Consider the following 18494-nt stretch of genomic DNA (forward strand, 5'->3'; position numbering starts at 1 on the left):
CTCCCCGGTGTGATGTCCGATACGCGGCCCTCGCGTCACTCTTCCTCCCGTCAGCACGAGCAGAGCGCGAGAGGGCGGGACATGAAGGTACGCGGCAACCGCGGGCGGAAGAACGCGGAGGAGCAGCCACAGGGCACGGGCCCCGGGACTCCGGACGCGGGCCACGGCCCGGCCGTCGAACTGCGGGGCGTACGGCGGCAGTACGGGCGCGGCAACGCCGTCGTGCACGCCCTCGCCGGCGTCGATCTCGCCCTGCCGCGCGGCACGTTCACCGCGGTCATGGGCCCGTCCGGCTCCGGCAAGTCCACCTTCCTGCAATGCGCGGCCGGCCTCGACCGGCCCACCTCGGGCTCGGTGCGGCTCGGCGGCACGGAGATCACCGGGCTGAGCGAGAACAGGCTCACCGAGCTGCGGCGCAGCCGCCTCGGCTTCGTCTTCCAGGCGTTCAACCTGCTGCCTTCGCTGACCGTGGAGCAGAACGTCCTGCTGCCCCTGCGCCTCGCGGGCAAGCGCCAGGACCGGCGCCGCGCGGCCACCGTCCTCGCGCAGGTCGGCCTCGCCGACAAGGCGCGGCGCCGGCCGGGCGAGCTCTCCGGCGGCCAGCAGCAGCGTGTGGCCGTCGCCCGCGCCCTGGTCACGAACCCGGACGTGATCTTCGCCGACGAGCCCACCGGAGCCCTCGACACCGGCACCGCCGCCGAGGTCCTCGGCCTGCTGCGGCACGCGGTGGACGGCCTCGGCGCCACCGTCGTCATGGTCACCCACGACCCGGCCGCCGCGGCCTGGGCCGACCGCGTCCTGTTCCTCGCCGACGGCACCTTCGCGGACGGCCTCGAGCGCGGTACGCCGGAGCAGATCGCCGCACGGATGACCGCACTCACCGCCCGTACCGGAGCGATGGCAGGTGCCGCGGCATGATGCGCACCACCGGCCTGGCCCGTGCGGCCGTCCGCTTCAAGCCCGCGTCGTTCGCGGGCACGTTCGTCGCGCTGATGATGTCGGCGCTGATCGTCGCGGCCTGCGGCAGCCTCCTGGAGACCGGCATCCGGGCCTCCGTACCGGCCGAGCGCTATGCGAACGCTCCGGTCGTCGCGGCGGCCGACCAGTCCGCCCGCATTGTCGCCGACACCGTCGACGGCCCCGAGGAGACCGCCTACCCGCTGCCGGACACGGCCCGCGTGGACACGGCGCTCGCGGCGCGGGCCGCCAAGGCCGCCGGGGCCGAGAGCGCGGTCGCGGACTTCACCTTCCCGGTACGTCACGACGCCGGCGCCCTGACCGCCCACGGCTGGGGCTCGCACGCCTTCACCGGTACGGAGCTGTCCGCGGGCAGTGCGCCGCGTACGGGAGAGGTGGTGCTCGACGCGGCCGCGGCGCGGCAGGCGAAGGCGGGCGTCGGCGACACCGTCGCGCTCGAAACGGCCGCGGGGCGTACGGAGTTCACGGTCTCCGGGCTCGCCGAGGCGGGTGCGGGCGACACCGCGAAGGAGGCCGGACCCACCGCCTGGTTCACCGACGCCGAGGCACCCGTCCTGTCCGGACACCCGGGCAAGGCCGACGCGATCGCCGTACTGGCGAAGCCCGGCACCGACACCCGCGCCCTCGCCGCCGCCGTCGAGAAGTCCCTCGCAGGCTCGGGCGCCGAGGTGCACACCGGTGACGCCCGCGGCGAGGTCGAGGACCACGGTCTCGCGTACGCCAAGGAGACGCTCACCGCGCTCGGCGGCTCCTTCGGCGGCATCGCCACCCTCGTCGCCGTCTTCACCGCGGCCGGCACGGTCGCCCTCTCCGTCGGCCAGCGCGGCCGCGAGTTCGCCCTGCTGCGCGCCATCGGCGCCACCCCGCGCCAGATCCGCCGTGCGGTCGCCGCCGAGGCGCTGCTCGTCGCTCCCCTCGCCGGAGTGCTCGGCTGCCTGCCGGGCATCGGGCTCGCGCACTGGTGGTTCGGGCAGCTTCAGGACCGGGGAGCCGTGCCGCAGGCGGTCGAGGTGCAGGTCTCGTGGATTCCGCTGGCCGCCGCCGTCGGTACGGGTCTGATCACGGCGCTCGGCGCCGGACTGCTCGCCGGGCGCAGGCCCGCGAAGATCAAGCCGGGCCAGGCGCTCAGCGAGGCCTCCGTCGAGCGGCTGCGGCCGGGCATCGTCCGTACCGTCCTGGGCATCGGCGCCCTCGGCGGCGGCGCGGCACTCGCCGGGGTCGCGGCCTCGACGGGCGGCGCGGACGCGGCCAACGCCTCCCTCGGCGTCGTCATGCTCTTCATGCTCGCGGTCGCCCTGCTCGGCCCGCTGCTCGCCCGCCTGTGCGCGGCCCTCTTCGGCCTGCTGCTGCGCGGCGGCGGCGCCTCGGCTTCGCTCGCCGCCGCCAACTCCCGTACGAACTCGCGGCGGCTGGCCTCCGCGATCACCCCGATCGTCCTCGCGATGGCCTTCGCCTCGACCCTCGTCTTCATGCACACGAGCGAGAGCAAGGTCGCCGCCGGACAGCTCCGCGACGGCATCACCGCGGACCACGTCCTCACCGACCCGGCAGGTCTGCCGGCCGGCTCCGCCGACCGTGCCGCCCGCGCTCCCGGCGTCGACGCGGCCGTGAGCCTGCTCGACACCCAGGTGCTCGTGCCCGTGAAGTCGGCGGGCGAGACCTCGCTTCAGGCGACCGCGGCCCAGGGCGTCTCGGGCTCGGGCCCGCGGCCCGCGGTCGGCGCCCAGCTCGCCCAGGTGCAGGATCTCGACGTGCGCAGCGGCAGCCTCGACCGCGTGGGCGAGGGCGGGATCGCGATCGACAGGACCCTCGCGACCGCCGCGAAGGTCGGGACGGGGGACCGGCTGCCGCTCTACCTCCCCGACGGCACGAGGACTTCCCCCGAGGTCGTCGCGGTCTACGGCCGCGGGCTCGGTCTGCCGGCGGTGACGATGGACCGTGCGTCCCTCGCCGGGCACGTCACGTCCGGCTTCGACAGCACGCTGCTCGTCCACGGCGGTGACGCCTCCGCGCTGACCGGGCTCGGACTCGGCGCGTTCACCGACGCCTCGGGCTACGTCCAGGCGCGGAACACCGACCGCGAACTCGGCGCCTGGGCCAACTACACGATGGCCGCGGTCCTCGGCGGGTTCGCCGCCGTCGCCGCCGTGAACACCCTGGTGATGACGGTCCTCGACCGCCGCCGCGAACTCACCACGCTCCGCCTCGTCGGCACCACCCGCCGCCAGGTCCTCCGGATGCTCCGCTGGGAGAGCCTGCTGGTGTCGGCGGCCGGCGTGACCCTGGGCACGGCGATCGCCATGATCACGCTGACGCCGATGATGCGCGGTCTGACGGGCGAGTCCCCGTACGTGCCGCCGCTGCTCTACGGGACGTTCGCCGGGGCCGCCGTGTCACTCGGTCTCCTCGCCATGACCCTTCCCGCCCGTGCGGCGCTGCGGAGGCAGGGGGAGTGACGGCCGCGGCCCGCCGCTCACAGCGGCGGGCCGCGCGGCAGCTCACGGGCCAGTCGCTCACAGCGGCGGGCCGCCCGGCAGCTCCCGGGCCAGCCGCTTCTCCTCGCGCCGCTGCGCCCGGCGCCTGCGGAAGCGGCGGATCTTGTGGGCCAGGAACAGCAGCAGAAGCAGCCCAAGCACCAGCAGCACCGCCGCGATGACCGCCGCGGCCTCCGGATAGAACATCGCGAACGTGATGATGCCGCCCACACCGAGATCCTCGGCGGTGCTCATGATGACGTTGCTGAAGGGCTCGGGCGACGTGTTGATCGCCATCCGCGTCCCCGCCTTCACCGTATGGCTGGCCAGGGCGGACGTACCGCCGATCGCCCCGGCCGCGAGGTCGGAGAGCGAGCCGCTCTGGCCGGCGAGCAGGGCGCCGACCACGGCCCCCGACACCGGACGGATCACGGTGTGCACCGTGTCCCAGAGCGAGTCGACGTAGGGGATCTTGTCGCAGACCGCGTCGCACAGGAACAGGAAGCCGGCGGCACAGAGCACGTCGGTGCGCTCCAGAGCGGCGGGCACCTCGTCACTGACACCGGTCACGCCGAAGACGCCGAGCAGGAGCACCACCGCGTACGCGTTGATACCGCTGGCCCAGCCGCTGGTGAACACCAGGGGGAGTACGGACACGGACGTGATCGTAACCAGTCGGCAACGGTGCGTCCTGGGGATGAGTGCGCACGCCTGAGTATCCGTACCTAGAGAGGGAGATGAGTACGTGCACGGATGGGGTCCCACCTGCGCGGACGGAAGAGTGGGGGGCACGGAAGGGGCGCGGCGCCGGCACCGCCGACACGGGGCGGCGGAACGGCGCGGCACCCCCGACGGAACGGGGGAAGCCCCCGGCCCGGAGGGACACCGGGCGTGGGGCGGACCACGGGGGAAACGGGGGATCGGGGGAAGCACTGGTCCGGTGAGGCTCGTCAGGAACGATCGAGCCACGCCGGACCAGTGTCCGTTTGCCAGCCCCCGAGAGGGCTCAGCCCCGCGTCCCCGACACCCGCCCCTGCAACAGCCGCGACAGCGCCGCGTGCACGTCGTCGATCGAGCGCTCCGGCTGGAACGCCTGCCAGTCCAGAGCCGCCACCAGGACCATGCCCACCAGGGCCGCGGCGGTCAGCGGGATGTCGATCTCGTCGCTCAGCTCACCCGACGCCACCCCCTCGCGCAGCACCTCCTCGACCACGGCAACCGCCTGCTGCCGTACGACTAGCAGCGTGGACTGCCAGGCCCGGCCCGTGCGCCACAGCTCGGCGACATAGAGCTGGGTGAAGGACGGGTACGTGGCGATGAAGTCCAGGCCCGCGCGGATCATCGCGTCCAGGGCGGCCACCTTCGTGCCGCCGCCGCGGGCCGTCTCGTCCGCCGCCTCCTGAAGCGACTCGGTGAGCAGGCCCACGCCGTAGCGCAGCAGCTCCTCGAAGAGCTCGGCCTTGCTGGCGAAGTTGTAGTAGACCGTGCCCTTGGCGACGCCGGCGCGCTCGGCGATCTCGTCGACCGTGGTCGCCGAGAAGCCCTGCTCCGCGATGAGCGTCACGGCCGCCTCGTACAACTTCGCCTTGGTGGCCTGCCGCCGCCCGCCGCTCGCCTTGGCGCCGTCTTTGGCCCCGCCCGTGGGGCCGCCCTTGGCTCCGCCTCTGGAGCCGGTGGCCCCCGCTGCCTTCTGCATGGCTCCGATTGTCACAGGCCCCGCCCACCCGCGGTCACAGGCTCAGCTCCGGATGCAGCCGGTCCAGGGTCCACACCTGCCGCTTGCGCGCCGAGAGCGCGGTCAGAGCGAGCGCGCCCACGGTGAACGCCAGGAGCACCGCACAGCCCTGCCACACGGGCCCGAGTCCGCCGCCCGTGATGAGCCGGCGCAGCGCCTCCACCACGTACGACATCGGCAGGAAGGGGTGGATCGCGCCGAAGAACGACGGGCTCGTCTGGACCGGATAGGTGCCGCCGGCCGAGGTGAGCTGGAGCATCAGGAAGGCCAGGACGAGGATGCGCCCGGCCGCGCCGAAGCGGGCGTTGAGCCACTGCACGATCGCCGCGAAACAGCCGGTGACCAGGAGCAGGAAGGCGAAGGTGCCCGCCGTGCGCGTCATCTCCAGGCCGAGTCCCCAGTGCAGGACGGCGAGCAGGGCGGAGGTCTGCAATGCGCCGATCGCCGCCACCGGCAGCCAGCCCGCGAGCGCGATCCGCCAGGCCGACGCCCCGGTGGCGAGCGCGCGCCGGTTGAGCGGCGCGATCACCATGTACGCGACCATCGCACCCACCCACAGGGACAGCGGGATGAAGTACGGGGCGAAGCCGGTGCCGTAATTGGGCGCCTGGTGCAGGGACTTGGCGGCCAGCTGCACCGGGTCGGCCATGACCTCCGTACGCGCGTCGCGGTCCTGCTTGTCGTAGTCGGGGATCTGCCCGGCGCCCTCGCGCAGGCCGCCGGCCAGTTCGCCGGACCCGTCGACCAGCTTGAACAGGCCGCCGTCCAGCTCCTTCGCGCCGTCCTTGAGCCGCCCCACTCCCGAATCGAGCGCGGACGAACCGGACTTGGCGCTGCCCAGCCCGGTGTGCAGGGTGCCCGCGCCCTTGGCGACGGCCCGCGCGCCCTCGTTCAGCTTGTTGATCTTCTGCACGGCCGACTCGACGTCCTCGGCGAGGTGCGGGGCGCGCTCGGCCAGCGCGTTCGCCTGCTTCTGCAGCTCGGCCAGGTGGTCGTCGAGCCGGTCGGTGTCGCCCGCGTAGTTCCGTACGACCTCGTTCACGTCCGCGGCGATACGGGCCACCTCGTCGCCCGCGTCCTTGGCCTGCTTCAGCTGGGGGCAGTTGGGGTCGTCGAGCACGGCGTCCTCGCAGCGCGCCTTGTAGACGGAGTCCAGTGCGTCGGAGGCCTTCTCGGCGCCCGACGCGGCCACCGGAGCCTTCTCGACGAGGGTGCCGAGGTGCTGACGTACCGCGCCCGCCGTGTCACCGACCAGGCGGGCCGTGTCGCCGATGCTCTCGCCGTTCTCGCGCAGGAACGGCAGCACCTTCTCCGAGGCGCCGTTCACCTTGTCCGCGAGCGCCTGCGTCCCGTCGGCCACCTGGCCCGCGCCGGTCTCCAGATCGCCCGCGCCCTTGTCCAACTTCTTCAGTCCGCGCGCCAGTTCACCGCTGCCCGACTTCGCGTCGCCGAGGCCGTCGGCGAGCTGCTTCGCGCCGTCCTTCGCCTTGCCCGCGCCCTCCTCCAGACGCCCGGCGCCGTCGGCGGCCTCCTCGGTCTTGCCGTGGATGTCCGAGAACGACACGAAGATCTTGTCCAGGAAGGTCCGCGAGGCCTTGCTGGACGCGGCCGAGCGCACCTCGGCGAAGACGGTGCGCGACAGCTGGCCGACGATGTAGTTGTTGGCGTCGTTCGTCCGCACCTGGAGCGCACCCGTCTCCGGGTGGTCGCCCGCGCTGGACGCGATCCGCCGGCTGAAGTCCTCCGGCACGGTCAGCGACAGGTAGTACGTGCCGTCCTCGACGCCTGCGCGCGCCCGGTCCGCGTCCACCTCGTGCCAGTCGAAGACCTTGCTGTCGCGCAGGCCCTCGACGATCCCGTCGCCCGCCGCGACCGTCTTGCCGTCGGCCTTCGCCCCCTTGTCGTCGTTGACGAGCGCGACGGGGATCTTGTCCAGCCGCCCGTACGGGTCCCAGAACGACCACAGGTAGAGGGCACCGTAGAGCAGCGGGAGCAGCAGCAGCGAGACGAGCGCGGCGCGGGGCAGACGGCCCCGGCCGAAGCGCTTCAGCTCAAGAGCGGCCAGTTTCGGCGAGCGCATCGGCCGCCTCCTTCTCGGTCTCGGGGGTGGGTGCGAGGGCGGGCACGGGTGCGGGGTCGGCTGCGGGCCGGGTCTTGTCTGCGTCTGCGGCAGCAGGCTGTGGCTCGGTCTCGGCCGCGTCTGCCGTACCGGCTTCGGATGCGGTTACGTCCGTGAGATGGACCCTCTGTACGGACGAGGGGGCCGCATGGCCCACGGCCAGCACCGTCGTCCCGTCCGTGGCGATCCCGGCCAACATCCGCCAGGCCGCGGCGAGTTCATCGGCCGAGAGCTTCAGGCCCAGGTCGTCCACCGCCAGCAGCCGCGGCCGGCCGATCAGGGCGAGCGCCACGGAGAGGCGCAGGGCCTCGATGCGTTCCAGGTCCCGTACGGCGGTGCGCGAGCCCTTGGCGAGCGTGGCCGGGTCCAGTCCCGCGGCGGCGAGCGCGCGCTCGCGGAGCAGGGCGGAGGCGTTCGCGCGCTCGGCCCGCGGGCGCAGCAGCGCACGCAGCGAACCGCCGAACCGCCGCTGGAGCAGGGCCCGTTCGTGCAGGTGCTCGGCGACGGTGAGGGCCGGATCCAGATCCGTGACGCCCGGCACGTGGGCCACGGCGCTGATCCGCCGTACGGCGGCGGCCTGCTTGGGCAGGCGGAGCGAACCGGTGCGGGAGCCTGCGCCGACCGCGATGTCGGCGTGGCCCTCCGTCGCCCGCATCCGTCCCGTCAGGGCGAGCAGCAGCGAGGTCCGCCCGGAGCCGGACGGCCCCTCGACGGCGATCAGCTCGCCCTGCTCCGCACGGAACTCCACCCCGCGAAAGGCCCACCCGCGGGGTCCTCGCACCCCGAACCCCTCCACCACGAGCACGTACGGCCCCCTCCTGCTGGAACGCTCACGTTTTTGAACTGACTGGTCAGTTCAAAAACGTACACGACGCTCGGCGCGCTTCACGCCCAGGGGGTGGGCCCCGATGCCTCAACTCCCTTATCCGAACCCTTGATCGAGGGAAAAGTGCAGGTCAGGGCCGATTGTCAGTGGCGTACTTCACGATGGGGGTCATACGGCAGCTTTCTTCTTCAAGCTCCGTCAAACGACGACAGGAGGTTCGTCATGGCCAGTTCCTACGCAGCAGCCGCACGCCGGCGCCGCGTCACGGGCCCTGCCCCCTCACTGAACGGTCCGGCGAGCGATGTCCACCCCGTCCTGCGCCGCGCATCGGCGCCGCCCGCCGCCCTCGATCTGCTCGCCCAGGCCCGCAGCGGACTCGACGAGGCGGCACTCCTCGAAACCCCCAACGAGCGCTACTCGGCCGCCCACCTCGCGGCCCTGCGCACCGCGGCCGCCGTGCTCGCCGCCCGCGGCCGTCCCGAGACCAGCGCCCGCAAGCGGGCGAAGATCCGGAGCGCTTGGGAAGTGCTCCCCGAGATAGCGCCCGAACTCACGGAGTGGAGCGCCCTGTTCGCGTCCGGCGCCGGTAAGCGGGCGCGGGCCGACGCGGGCATCCAGGGCGCGGCCAGCGCGCGCGATGCCGACGATCTGCTGCGCGACGTCGCGATGTTCCTGCGCCTGGTCGAGCGCATGCTGGTGCTCCAGCCGGTGCTGCCGCAGCCGCGCGAGGAGCACCCGGACGCGGGGTGAGCGACGGGGCGCGGGAGCGGCGGTCCGGAGGCAATAGGGTGGGGACGAACCGTCCCCGCCCCCGCCGCACCCGGCGGAGCCACGTCGAGGAGTAACTGCCGTGTCGGACCCGATGCGCCCGCCCGTCTCCCACCACCACCCTCAAGGGACGTCGCTGCGCTCCGGCACCTCTGGCCCCCGTGCTTCCCTCCGTACCGCCGTGGTCTGGGAGGTACTGAAAGAGGCCCTCGACCGGCAGGTCAAGGCGACCGGGCGGGAGTCCCTCGACGTCCTGGACACCGGGGGCGGCAGCGGCAAGTTCGCCGTGCCCGTCGCGGCCCTCGGCCACCGCGTGACGGTCGTCGACCCGAGCCCCAACGCGCTGTTCGCCCTGGAGCGCCGCGCCGCCGAGGCCGGGGTCGCGGACCGGGTGACCGGGGTGCAGGGCGATGTGCACGGCCTGTTCGACGTGGTCGAGCGCGGTGCGTACGACGCCGTGCTCTGCCACGGCGTCCTGGAGTACGTGGACGACCCGGCCGAAGGCGTACGGAACGTGGCGGGCGCGCTGCGCGACACCGGCGTCCTCAGCCTGCTCGCCGCCGGCGTCGGCGGGGCCGTGCTCGCCCGCGCCCTGGCCGGCCACTTCACCGAGGCCCGGCACGCCCTGAGCGACCCGGCCGGGCGCTGGGGCGAGGGCGACCCGGTGCCGCGCCGCTTCAGCGCCGAGCAGCTCACCGGGCTCGTGCAGGACGGCGGGCTGCGGGTGGGCTCGGTGCACGGCGTACGGGTCTTCGCCGACCTGGTGCCGGGGGTCCTGGTGGACACCGAGCCGGGGGCCCTGGACGCGCTGATCAAGCTGGAGGCGGCGGCTGCCGAGCAGCCTGCCTTCCATGCGGTCGCCACTCAGTTGCATGTGCTGGGGGAGAAGGGCTGAGCCGGAGTTTCGTCGGCGGTGCCCCGGGCCCTGCGCCCGTCCCGGGCTCCGCCTTCGGACCCGCGCCCGCCCGCAGCGGCGAAAAACGGCCGTCCTGGCCGGAACCCGGGTGCGGAACGGGCCTGCCGGGGTAACCGCAAGTAGCCCTTCCTGCGCAGTCCCCCTGATCAGGGATGCAGCTGCGGATGGAGTAGGCCACAGGCCCCCCGATCGGGGCCCGTGACCCGTATGATCGAGGGACACCGTCCGGCATGACGGCCGTACCGCTGGGGAATGCACGCCTCAGCATCGGGTGCCATGACGGGCCGGAATGGCGAATTGGCGTAGAGGGGCGGGTTTCACGGGGGCGATTCCCTGCCTATCCTGAAGGGGACCCCCGGTCGCCCCGGCGACTGCACGATGAGGAGGGACTCCGTGCCGCTCTCAGAGCACGAGCAGCGCATGCTCGAGCAGATGGAGCGAGCGCTGTACGCCGAAGATCCCAAGTTCGCGACAGCGCTTGAGGGAAGCGGGCTGCGTACGTACACCCGGAAGCGGGTCTACCAAGCGGTCGCCGGCTTCTTTGTGGGTATCGCGCTCCTCATGGCAGGAATGGTCGCGCAGCAGATCTGGATCAGCGTGGTGGGATTCCTCGTCATGCTCGGCTGTGCGGTGCTCGCGGTGACCGGTTGGCGCAAGGCGCCCAAGCCGGGCGAGCAGGCCCCCGGTGCGGTGGCCGGTCAGGGCGGAGCCGCCCCGACCGCGCGGCGTCAGGGCCGCCAGCGCCGATCGATGATGGACCGGATCGAGCAGCGCTGGCAGCGGCGCCGCGAAGAGGGTCACTGACATATAGCTCACCCGTACGTGGGTGTGGGGCGGACGCTTCGGGCGTCCGCCCCACACCCACGTCGTCGTTCAGGGGGCCCTGTCCCGGTGGCGTTGTGCCTGCGGCCCGCGCTGCTCCGCCGCTCCGCGGCGGTGGGAGGGGACGTGGGGGCTGACGCCCCCACACCACCCCCACAGGAACGGGCGCCCGCCCACGGAAGAGGGGCGGGAGCCGCGGCCCCCGCCCCTTGCCTCACCGCCTACTTCGCCCGGCGCGGCACCAGCCTCTCCAGGCCCCAGCGGCCCACGCCCCACCGCTCCTTGAGCGCTGCCCAGCGGTCCGCGACCGCCCAGCCCACCCGGACGGCCGAACGCGGTGCGAACGTCGCGCGCAGGCGTACGCCGCGGCTCATCGAAGCGTGCAGACCGGCCCGCACCACGCGTACGTCCTCGGCCACACCCGGCGTCGGACGCGGAGCCGGCGCGTAGAGGACCTGCTCCACCGCGGCCGCGAGGCGGTGCACCGCCTCGGCCGGCTCCCGGTCGAGCTCGCCCAGGCGGACGATCCGGGCCGCGGCCTTGCGCGGTGTCTGCGCGTCGTCGGGCGTGATGCCGTAGTCCCAGGCCGTGTCCGTGGCTTCGAGCCACGCGGCCAGGGTCCTCGCCACCCCGTCGGCCTCGGTGCGCCCGCCGGAACCGAGCCGCACCTGGCGTACGCGCGTTCTCCACAGCAAGGGCAGCAAGGGCACCACGACAAGCACGAGCACACCCGCCGTGATCCCGAGGATGGTGCCCCAGGGCGGGCCGCCGCCGGCCGCTCCCGCGCCCGCGTCGGGGTCCTGCGTGGTGCAGTCGCCGAAGCGGCGCAGGTCCGGCGGGCAGGACTCCGAGGCGGAGGGCGCCGCGGAGTCGGTCGGCGCCGCGGAGGCGGTGGACGAGGGAGCCGCCGTGGTCGGGGTGTCCGTCGGGGTGTCCTGCCGCGTGTAGTCGGGCGCCGAACCACGGGTCGGGGTGGGCTCGAAGCGGGTCCAGCCCACACCCTCGAAGTACAGCTCCGGCCAGGCGTGCGCGTCGCGGATGCCCACCGTCATCTCACCGTCCGAGGTCGGCGAACCGGGCGTGAAGCCCACCGCGACCCGCGCGGGGATGTCGAGCGTGCGGGCCATCGAGGCCATCGCGAACGAGAAGTGGACGCAGAAGCCCTCCTTGTCCTTCAGGAAGCGGCTGATCGCCGCCGCCCCGCTGCCCGCCTCCACCTCGACGTCGTACCGGAACCCGCCGCTGACCGCGAACCAGTCCTGCAGCTTGACGGCCTTCTCGTAGTTGTTGGCCGCGCCCGCGGTCACCTCACGGGCCTTGGCCTCGACATCGCCGGGCAGCGAGTCGGGCACGTCGGTGAACTCGTTGAAGATGTCCGAGTTCGGCGCCGGTGCCCCGGCCAGCTTGTCCGCCGTGGGCTGCACGGCCAGGCTCCCGACCGTGTAGGTCTTGCCCGCGGTGGTCTCGCCGCGGTCGCCGACGACCGCGCGCCCCTTCGGCTCGAACCGCCACTGGCCCTCGATGTCGACCTCGGTCGCCGGGTACGGCATCGGCAGCCAGGTCTGCGCATAGTTGTCGGCGGCCGAGATCCTGGTCTCGATCTCGGTGGCGGGCACGTCACCGCTCAGGCCCTGTGGCTGCGGGAACTGCGAGGGCACATCGGTGATCGAGCGCTCGGCCGGCTTCCAGGAGGTGCCGTCGAACTGGTCGAGCGACACGATCCGCAGATACATGTCCTGGGCGGACTCGGCGGACGTGCGGTACCTGAGGACCTCGCGGTTCTCCGGCTGCTGCAGGCTGTTCTGGAGCGAGACCAGCGGATTGACCGCCGAGATCGTGCCGCCCCCGCCGCCGCCTCCCGCGCCGCCGCCCGTGGGGTCGAGCAGCCCGCCGTCCAGCGCCGGCAGCGCCGCGGGCACCACCAGCGCGATGCCGAGGGCGAACGCGCCGATCCGCCGCCCGGTGCGCACCGGCGCGGAGGCGCCGCCGTCGAACCCGGGGGAGTGCTCGTTCGACCGCCGTGGCGCGCCGCCGAACACCCGGCCCCACTGCGAGAGCCGGTCGCGTCCTTCGGCGAGCAGCAACAGCAGGTAGCCCGCGGCCGCGAGCACGAAGAACAGCCAGCCGGCGCCGCCGTCGGACAGCCCGGCCGCGACCGAGTACAGGGCGAGCAGCGGCAGTCCCGCGGGAGCGGCGCTGCGGAAGGTCACCGCGAGCGCGTCCACGACGAGCCCGATCACCAGGACACCGCCGACCAGCATCAGCCGGATGCCGTCGGTCAGCGGCGCCGGGGTGGCGTAGTTCCCCACGTCCTCGCCGCCCGCCTGCAGCAGCACACCGAACTCGCGGATCGAGTCGGGGCTGGGCAGGAACAGCGCGAAGGCCTGCTCCCGTACGAAGAACACGGTCAGGAGCAGCAGGCTCACCAGGACCTGCGCACCCACCGTCACCGGACGCGCCAGCGGGACCCGGCGCGCCGCCGCTCCCACCCCGGACTGCACGGCGAGCAGGAACCCGGCCTGCACCAGCCAGCCCGCCGAGAGGACCAGCGGCAGCAGCGCGCTCGCCGCCATCAATGTGGCCGCATAGGCACACAGCGCAAGGCGTGTGCGGCCGCTCATGACCATCCCCCTGTCGACTGTGCTTCCGAACGCCCCACGACGCCGGTGCGCTGCCGGTCCGCCTGCTTCCACAACTCGGGCAGCGGTATCCCCGGCGGCACCGCGAGCGCCGTCCAGCCCGCCTCGCGCAGCAGCCGCAGCCGCTCCTCCAGCTGGGCCGACGGTCCCTGCGCGCCGCCGCGCACCCAGGCCTCGTTGTCCACCACGAAGGCCACCGCGGCCCCGCTGCGCTGCCGCATCCGGGCGACCACGGCCGCCTGCTCCTCGTCGAGCTCGCCGAGGAACGCGACGAGCAGGCCTTCGCTGCCGCCGCGCAGCACGTCGTACGCGCGCGAGAGGCCCGCGCCGTCCGAGTGGTCGATCACCGCGAGGGTGTCCATCATCAGGCCCGCGGCGTCCGCCGACTCCTGTGTGGCGCCCGCGAACCCGTCGGAGCCCTCGCCGGGCACCGAGGCGCCGGTGTCGGTCAACAGCCGGACCGAGAAGCCCCGTTCGAGCATGTGCACCAGGGCCGAGGCCGCGCCCGAGACCGTCCACTCGAAGGCCGAGTCCGGGCCCGCGCCCCGGTGGGCGATGCGGCGGGTGTCCAACAGGACGGTGCAGCGCGCCCGTTGCGGCTGCTCCTCGCGGCGCACCATCAGCTCGCCGTACTTCGCGGTGGAGCGCCAGTGCACCCGGCGCAGATCGTCGCCGTGCCGGTAGCCGCGCGGGATCACGTCGTCCTCGCCGGCCAGGGCGAGCGAGCGCTGCCGCCCGTCCCCGTACCCCTGCGCCTCGCCCGACAGCCGGACCGCGGGCAGCGGCTCGACCCGCGGCACCACCGTCAGGGTGTCGAACGCGCTGAAGGAACGCGTCAGTTCGCACATGCCGAACGGGTCGCTCAGGCGCAGCTGCAGCGGCCCGAGCGGATAGCGCCCGCGCAGATCCGAGCGCACCCGGTACGACACCTCGCGCCGCCCTCCCGCCTCGACCCGGTCGAGCACGAACCGGGGCCGGGGACCCAGCACGTACGGCACCCGGTCCTGCAGCATCAGCAGACCGGTGGGCAGCCGCGACACGTTGTCCATCCGCAGATGCACCCGCGACTCCGAGCCCGCGGGCACCCGCGCAGGCGAGAGCCGGCGCGAACCGGCGACGCGGTAGCGCGTGCGGTAGAGGACGAGCGCACTGATCACCGGCAGCACGGCGAGCAGTAGCCCGACCCGCAGCAGATCGGCCTGACCGAGCACATACGCGCAGACGGCGGCGGCCACGCCGGCGGCAAGGAACGACCGGCCGCGCGTGGTCAGTCCGGCGAACGCGGTACTGAGTCCGCCCTTGTCCTCGTCGGACTGGGAAACCCGGCCCGGGGCCCGCTGCGTGGTCCCCTGCGCCGGCCCCCCGGCCGTCATCACAGCCTCCGCGCGCCGGGCTGCTGGCCGTAGGGGGCCGGGGCCCCGGGCATCTGCACGGAAGCCGACGGGTAGCCGGCACCGGGCGCCTGCGCGGCCGGGACCGGGATGCGCTGGAGGATCTCGAGGACGACCTGCTCGGCCGTACGCCGGTTCAACTGGGCCTGCGCGGTGGGCAGCAGCCGGTGCGCGAGGACCGCGACGGCGAGCGCCTGGAGGTCGTCGGGCAGCACGTAGTCACGGCCGCTCAGCGCGGCGGAGGCCTTCGCGGCGCGCAGCAGGTGGAGGGTGGCGCGCGGCGAGGCGCCCAGTCTGAGGTCGGGGTGGTTGCGGGTCGCGCCCACGATCTCCACCGCATAGCGCCGTACCGCGTCGGCGACGTGGACCCTGCGGACCGCGTCGATCAGCTTCACGATGTCGTGCGCGTGCGCCACCGGCTGCAGGTCGTCCAGCGGCGAGACACCGCCGTGCACGTCGAGCATCTGCAACTCGGCCTCGGCGTTGGGGTATCCGATGGAGACCCGGGCCATGAAACGGTCGCGCTGGGCCTCGGGGAGGGGGTAGGTGCCCTCCATCTCCACCGGGTTCTGCGTGGCGACGACCATGAACGGGTTGGGCAGTTCGTATGTCTGCCCGTCGATCGTGACCTGCCGCTCCTCCATGGACTCCAGGAGCGCGGACTGCGTCTTGGGCGAGGCGCGGTTGATCTCGTCGCCGATCACGATCTGCGCGAAGATCGCACCCGGCTTGAACTCGAAGTCCCTGCGCTGCTGGTCGAAGATGGACACACCGGTGATGTCCGACGGCAGCAGGTCCGGCGTGAACTGGATACGGCGCACCGAGCAGTCGATGGACCGCGCCAGCGCCTTGGCGAGCATGGTCTTGCCCACGCCCGGTACGTCCTCGATGAGCAGATGGCCCTCGGCGAGGAGCACGGTCAGCGAAAGCCGTACGACCTCCGGCTTGCCCTCGATCACTCCCTCCACCGACCTGCGGACTTGATCCACGGTGGTGGTCAGATCTGTGAGGCTCGCTCGATCTTCATAGGTCGTCACCCCGGCCCTCCTCGGCCACGTTCAAACGGGCCGATGTCTCTGTTCGACCCGACCCACCCCGAAACACGGGCATCGCGTGCGGATGGTTCCGGCGCGATGCCTCCCCCGCATTCTTGTTGCCGTTACCCGTTCGTGTCACTCGCCTGTGGACAAGTGACCGCCCTATGTCGGGTTTTAGGAGGGTTTACGGTACGGCGCGGCTGCGCATGAGGGGCACGTGCCGGGCGCCGCGCGCGGGCACCCGGCACGTTTTCAGGCCGCGTCGATCTCCTGCTCAGGCCGCGTCGATCTCGCGCAGCAGACCGGTCTTCACATCGAAGACGAAGCCGCGGACATCGTCGGTGTGCAGCAGGAAGGGGGAGGTGCGCACCCGGGCCATGGACTGGCGCACGTCCTGGTCCACGTCGCGGAAGGCCTCCACGGCCCAGGCCGGACGCTGGCCGACCTCGTCCTCGAGCTCGTGCCGGAAGTCCTCGGTGAGGGTGAGCAGACCGCAGCCGGTGTGGTGGATCAGGACCACGCTCTGCGTGCCGAGCGCGCGCTGGCTGATGGTGAGCGAACGGATCACGTCGTCGGTGACGACGCCGCCTGCGTTGCGGATCGTGTGGCAGTCGCCGAGCTCGAGGCCCAGCGCGTCGTGCAGGTCGAGCCGGGCGTCCATGCAGGCCACGACGGCGACTTTGAGGACCGGGCGGGCGTCCATGCCCGGGTCCACGAAGTCCGTGGCATAGCGCTGGTTCGCCTCGACGAGGCGGTCGGTGACAGTGCCCTGTCCGGATATGGCGCCGTTCGGGCCGGGGGAGAACGATCGCGAAGTCGACATGGCAGAAAGGTAGCGGCGAATGTGTATACAAGCCCGCTGTCAGAGGTGACAAAGAACGTCAAACGGCCTTGTCGTGACGCACTCCACAGGAGTGGCGGCCGGGGCCCGTACGGGTGACCGGGCCTGACGGCGACGCGCACTCCCGGTTGATTGACCGGGGCAGGCGGTGGACTAAAGTGACGCGAACCGACAGACGTGTACGCGTCTGGCGGCCACCGAACTGAAGGAGATCGGGTCCGATCTCCCCGCGCGTGCGGTCGTACGTACGGCTCGGCCTCCTCCCGCTCCGGTCGGCCGGCACCGCTTTCCCGGCGCCTGCGGACCACTTCCCCTTCGCAGTACGAGCGGGCGGGGACCCGGCCGTAGCGTGCGGGCCGCACCCGACTTGAGAGGGTGCGTTGAGCGAGCAGCGACACGTCCCGGTGATGCTCCAGCGGTGCCTGGACCTGTTGGCCCCCGCGCTCACCAAGCCCGGGGCGGTCGTCGTCGACTGCACCCTCGGCCTCGGCGGACACAGCGAGGCCCTGCTGCAGCAGTTCCCCGAGGCCCGGCTCGTCGCACTCGACCGCGACAAGGAAGCCCTGCGCCTGTCCGGCGAACGGCTCGCCCCCTTCGGCGAGCGCGCCACCCTCGTGCACGCCGTCTACGACGAACTCCCCGACGTACTCGACCGCCTCGGCATCCCGAAGGTGCAGGGTGTCCTCTTCGACCTCGGCGTCTCGTCCATGCAACTCGACGAGGCCGACCGCGGGTTCGCCTACGCGCAGGACGCACCGCTCGACATGCGCATGGACCAGACGACCGGCATGAGCGCCGCCGAGGTCCTCAACACGTATCCCGCGGGCGAACTCGTGCGGATCCTCCGGGCGTACGGCGAGGAGAAGCAGGCCAAGCGGATCGTGAGCGCGATCGTGCGCGAGCGCGACAAGGAGCCGTTCACCAACAGCGCGCGGCTCGTCGAGCTGATCCGTGACGCGCTGCCGCAGGCCGCCAAGCGCACCGGCGGCAACCCGGCCAAGCGCACCTTCCAGGCGCTGCGCATCGAGGTCAACGGTGAACTGTCCGTCCTGGAACGGGCGATCCCCGCGGCCGTCAAGGCGCTCGCCGTCGGCGGCCGGTGCGTGGTCCTGTCGTACCACTCGCTCGAAGACCGCCTGGTCAAGCAGGTGTTCGCGGAGGGAGCGGCCAACACCGCGCCCCCCGGCCTGCCCGTGGTCCCCGAGCAGTACCAGCCGCGTCTGAAGCTGCTCACGCGCGGCGCCGAACTGCCCACCGAGGAGGAGATCGCCGAGAACCGGCGGGCCGCCCCGGCCAGGTGCCGCGCGGCGCAGCGCATCCGGGAGGACCTGTCGTGAGCCCGCGCGGGGTGGCGCAGCTGCGAGGGCGGGCCGCACGGCTGGCCCGGCTGCTTCCCGCAGGCCCCGCCTCGGCGGCCCGCACCCCGTTCGTGCTGCTCATCGTGGTGCTTCTCGGCGGCGGCCTGATCGTGCTCCTCATGCTCAACTCGGCGCTCAACCAAGGGTCGTTCCAGCTCAGCAAGCTCAAGCGGGAGACCACCGAGCTCACCGATCAGCAGCAGCAGCTCGAGAACGAGGTCGACGGCTACTCCGCCCCCGACGCCCTGGAGCGGCGGGCCCGCGAGCTCGGCATGGTGCCGGGCGGAGCGCCCGCCTTCCTCGACCCGGACGGCAAGGTGCGCGGCACCCCGGGCGTCGCGACCGCGCCGCCGGCACCGGTCAAGGCCACCCCGAAGCCCACGGCACCGGCGCCCACCGTCTCCGTCTCGCCGGCACCCGACGGCTCCGCCTCCGCGGCGCCCTCCGAGGAGCCCGCGCCCGGTGCGTCCGGTGAGCCCGCGTCCGGAGCCTCCGGTGAACCCGTGTCCGGCGCCGCCGGGAGAGCCGCATCCCCGTCGCCGACCGCCCCCACGACCAGCCCCTCGCCCTCCACGACCCCCGGCAGGTGA

The 18494-nt window shown here is 73.0% G+C and carries 15 protein-coding genes; 7 read left to right on the forward strand and 8 right to left on the reverse strand.

Annotated features, from left to right (window positions below):
* The first annotated feature begins 81 nt into the window (after positions 1-81).
* Positions 82-918, forward strand: coding sequence for an ABC transporter ATP-binding protein (locus BLT97_RS13595; protein ID WP_176953754.1), 837 nt, complete (start codon positions 82-84; stop codon positions 916-918).
* Positions 918-3434, forward strand: coding sequence for an ABC transporter permease (locus tag BLT97_RS13600; RefSeq protein WP_176953764.1), 2517 nt, complete (start codon positions 918-920; stop codon positions 3432-3434). The genes BLT97_RS13595 and BLT97_RS13600 overlap by 1 nt, the downstream gene beginning before the upstream one ends.
* A gap of 57 nt (positions 3435-3491) precedes the next feature.
* Here BLT97_RS13600 and BLT97_RS13605 read toward each other — a convergent pair whose 3' ends face one another.
* From BLT97_RS13605 to BLT97_RS13620, 4 genes are all read right to left on the reverse strand, one after another.
* A complete protein-coding gene (locus tag BLT97_RS13605; RefSeq protein WP_093609605.1) occupies positions 3492-4109 on the reverse strand; it encodes a DUF4126 domain-containing protein in 618 nt (205 codons plus the stop codon).
* Positions 4110-4458: 349 nt separating this feature from the next.
* The gene (locus BLT97_RS13610) at positions 4459-5148 is read right to left on the reverse strand and encodes a TetR/AcrR family transcriptional regulator (RefSeq protein WP_093609607.1); all 690 of its coding nucleotides are present in this window, start codon (positions 5146-5148) and stop codon (positions 4459-4461) included.
* Positions 5149-5182: 34 nt separating this feature from the next.
* The gene (locus BLT97_RS13615) at positions 5183-7267 is read right to left on the reverse strand and encodes a YhgE/Pip domain-containing protein (RefSeq protein WP_093609609.1); all 2085 of its coding nucleotides are present in this window, start codon (positions 7265-7267) and stop codon (positions 5183-5185) included.
* On the reverse strand, positions 7239-8054 hold the full coding sequence (locus tag BLT97_RS13620; protein WP_425442699.1) for an ATP-binding cassette domain-containing protein: 816 nt from the start codon (positions 8052-8054) through the stop codon (positions 7239-7241). The genes BLT97_RS13615 and BLT97_RS13620 overlap by 29 nt, the downstream gene beginning before the upstream one ends.
* Before the next feature lie 300 nt (positions 8055-8354).
* Between BLT97_RS13620 and BLT97_RS13625 the strand changes: the two genes are divergently transcribed.
* The 3 genes from BLT97_RS13625 (at position 8355) to BLT97_RS13635 (ending at position 10620) form a co-directional block, all read left to right on the forward strand.
* Entirely contained in the window at positions 8355-8882 is a 528-nt protein-coding gene (locus BLT97_RS13625) for an SAV_6107 family HEPN domain-containing protein (protein ID WP_093609613.1), read from the forward strand.
* Positions 8883-8982: 100 nt separating this feature from the next.
* On the forward strand, positions 8983-9795 hold the full coding sequence (locus tag BLT97_RS13630) for a methyltransferase (protein WP_176953755.1): 813 nt from the start codon (positions 8983-8985) through the stop codon (positions 9793-9795).
* A gap of 414 nt (positions 9796-10209) precedes the next feature.
* Positions 10210-10620, forward strand: coding sequence for a DUF3040 domain-containing protein (locus BLT97_RS13635; protein ID WP_093609994.1), 411 nt, complete (start codon positions 10210-10212; stop codon positions 10618-10620).
* Between the two features lie 239 nt (positions 10621-10859).
* Here BLT97_RS13635 and BLT97_RS13640 read toward each other — a convergent pair whose 3' ends face one another.
* From BLT97_RS13640 to BLT97_RS13655, 4 genes are all read right to left on the reverse strand, one after another.
* Positions 10860-13259, reverse strand: a complete 2400-nt coding sequence (locus BLT97_RS13640; protein ID WP_093609615.1) for a transglutaminase TgpA family protein — start codon at positions 13257-13259, stop codon at positions 10860-10862.
* On the reverse strand, positions 13256-14650 hold the full coding sequence (locus BLT97_RS13645) for a DUF58 domain-containing protein (protein ID WP_093609617.1): 1395 nt from the start codon (positions 14648-14650) through the stop codon (positions 13256-13258). Before BLT97_RS13645 ends, BLT97_RS13640 begins: the two co-directional genes overlap by 4 nt.
* On the reverse strand, positions 14650-15705 hold the full coding sequence (locus tag BLT97_RS13650; protein WP_093609619.1) for an AAA family ATPase: 1056 nt from the start codon (positions 15703-15705) through the stop codon (positions 14650-14652). Before BLT97_RS13650 ends, BLT97_RS13645 begins: the two co-directional genes overlap by 1 nt.
* Before the next feature lie 274 nt (positions 15706-15979).
* The gene (locus BLT97_RS13655) at positions 15980-16528 is read right to left on the reverse strand and encodes a beta-class carbonic anhydrase (protein WP_093609621.1); all 549 of its coding nucleotides are present in this window, start codon (positions 16526-16528) and stop codon (positions 15980-15982) included.
* Positions 16529-16926: 398 nt separating this feature from the next.
* Here BLT97_RS13655 and rsmH point away from each other — a divergent pair, with 398 nt between their 5' ends.
* Entirely contained in the window at positions 16927-17883 is a 957-nt protein-coding gene (rsmH, locus tag BLT97_RS13660; protein WP_093609623.1) for a 16S rRNA (cytosine(1402)-N(4))-methyltransferase RsmH, read from the forward strand.
* The gene (gene ftsL / locus BLT97_RS13665) at positions 17880-18494 is read left to right on the forward strand and encodes a cell division protein FtsL (RefSeq protein ID WP_245769309.1); all 615 of its coding nucleotides are present in this window, start codon (positions 17880-17882) and stop codon (positions 18492-18494) included. The genes rsmH and ftsL overlap by 4 nt, the downstream gene beginning before the upstream one ends.

It is taken from the genome of Streptomyces indicus (genome assembly GCF_900100315.1).
Taxonomy (GTDB): Bacteria; Actinomycetota; Actinomycetes; order Streptomycetales; family Streptomycetaceae; genus Streptomyces; species Streptomyces indicus.

Bases quoted from the DNA above. Each gene is read 5' to 3' on its own strand.
- BLT97_RS13595 (WP_176953754.1), top strand. From the start codon at position 82: ATGAAGGTACGCGGCAACCGCGGGCGGAAGAACGCGGAGGAGCAGCCA.
- BLT97_RS13600 (WP_176953764.1), top strand. From the start codon at position 918: ATGCGCACCACCGGCCTGGCCCGTGCGGCCGTCCGCTTCAAGCCCGCG.
- BLT97_RS13610 (WP_093609607.1), bottom strand. From the start codon at position 5,148: ATGCAGAAGGCAGCGGGGGCCACCGGCTCCAGAGGCGGAGCCAAGGGC.
- BLT97_RS13615 (WP_093609609.1), bottom strand. From the start codon at position 7,267: ATGCGCTCGCCGAAACTGGCCGCTCTTGAGCTGAAGCGCTTCGGCCGG.
- BLT97_RS13625 (WP_093609613.1), top strand. From the start codon at position 8,355: ATGGCCAGTTCCTACGCAGCAGCCGCACGCCGGCGCCGCGTCACGGGC.
- BLT97_RS13640 (WP_093609615.1), bottom strand. From the start codon at position 13,259: ATGAGCGGCCGCACACGCCTTGCGCTGTGTGCCTATGCGGCCACATTG.
- BLT97_RS13645 (WP_093609617.1), bottom strand. From the start codon at position 14,650: ATGACGGCCGGGGGGCCGGCGCAGGGGACCACGCAGCGGGCCCCGGGC.
- BLT97_RS13655 (WP_093609621.1), bottom strand. From the start codon at position 16,528: ATGTCGACTTCGCGATCGTTCTCCCCCGGCCCGAACGGCGCCATATCC.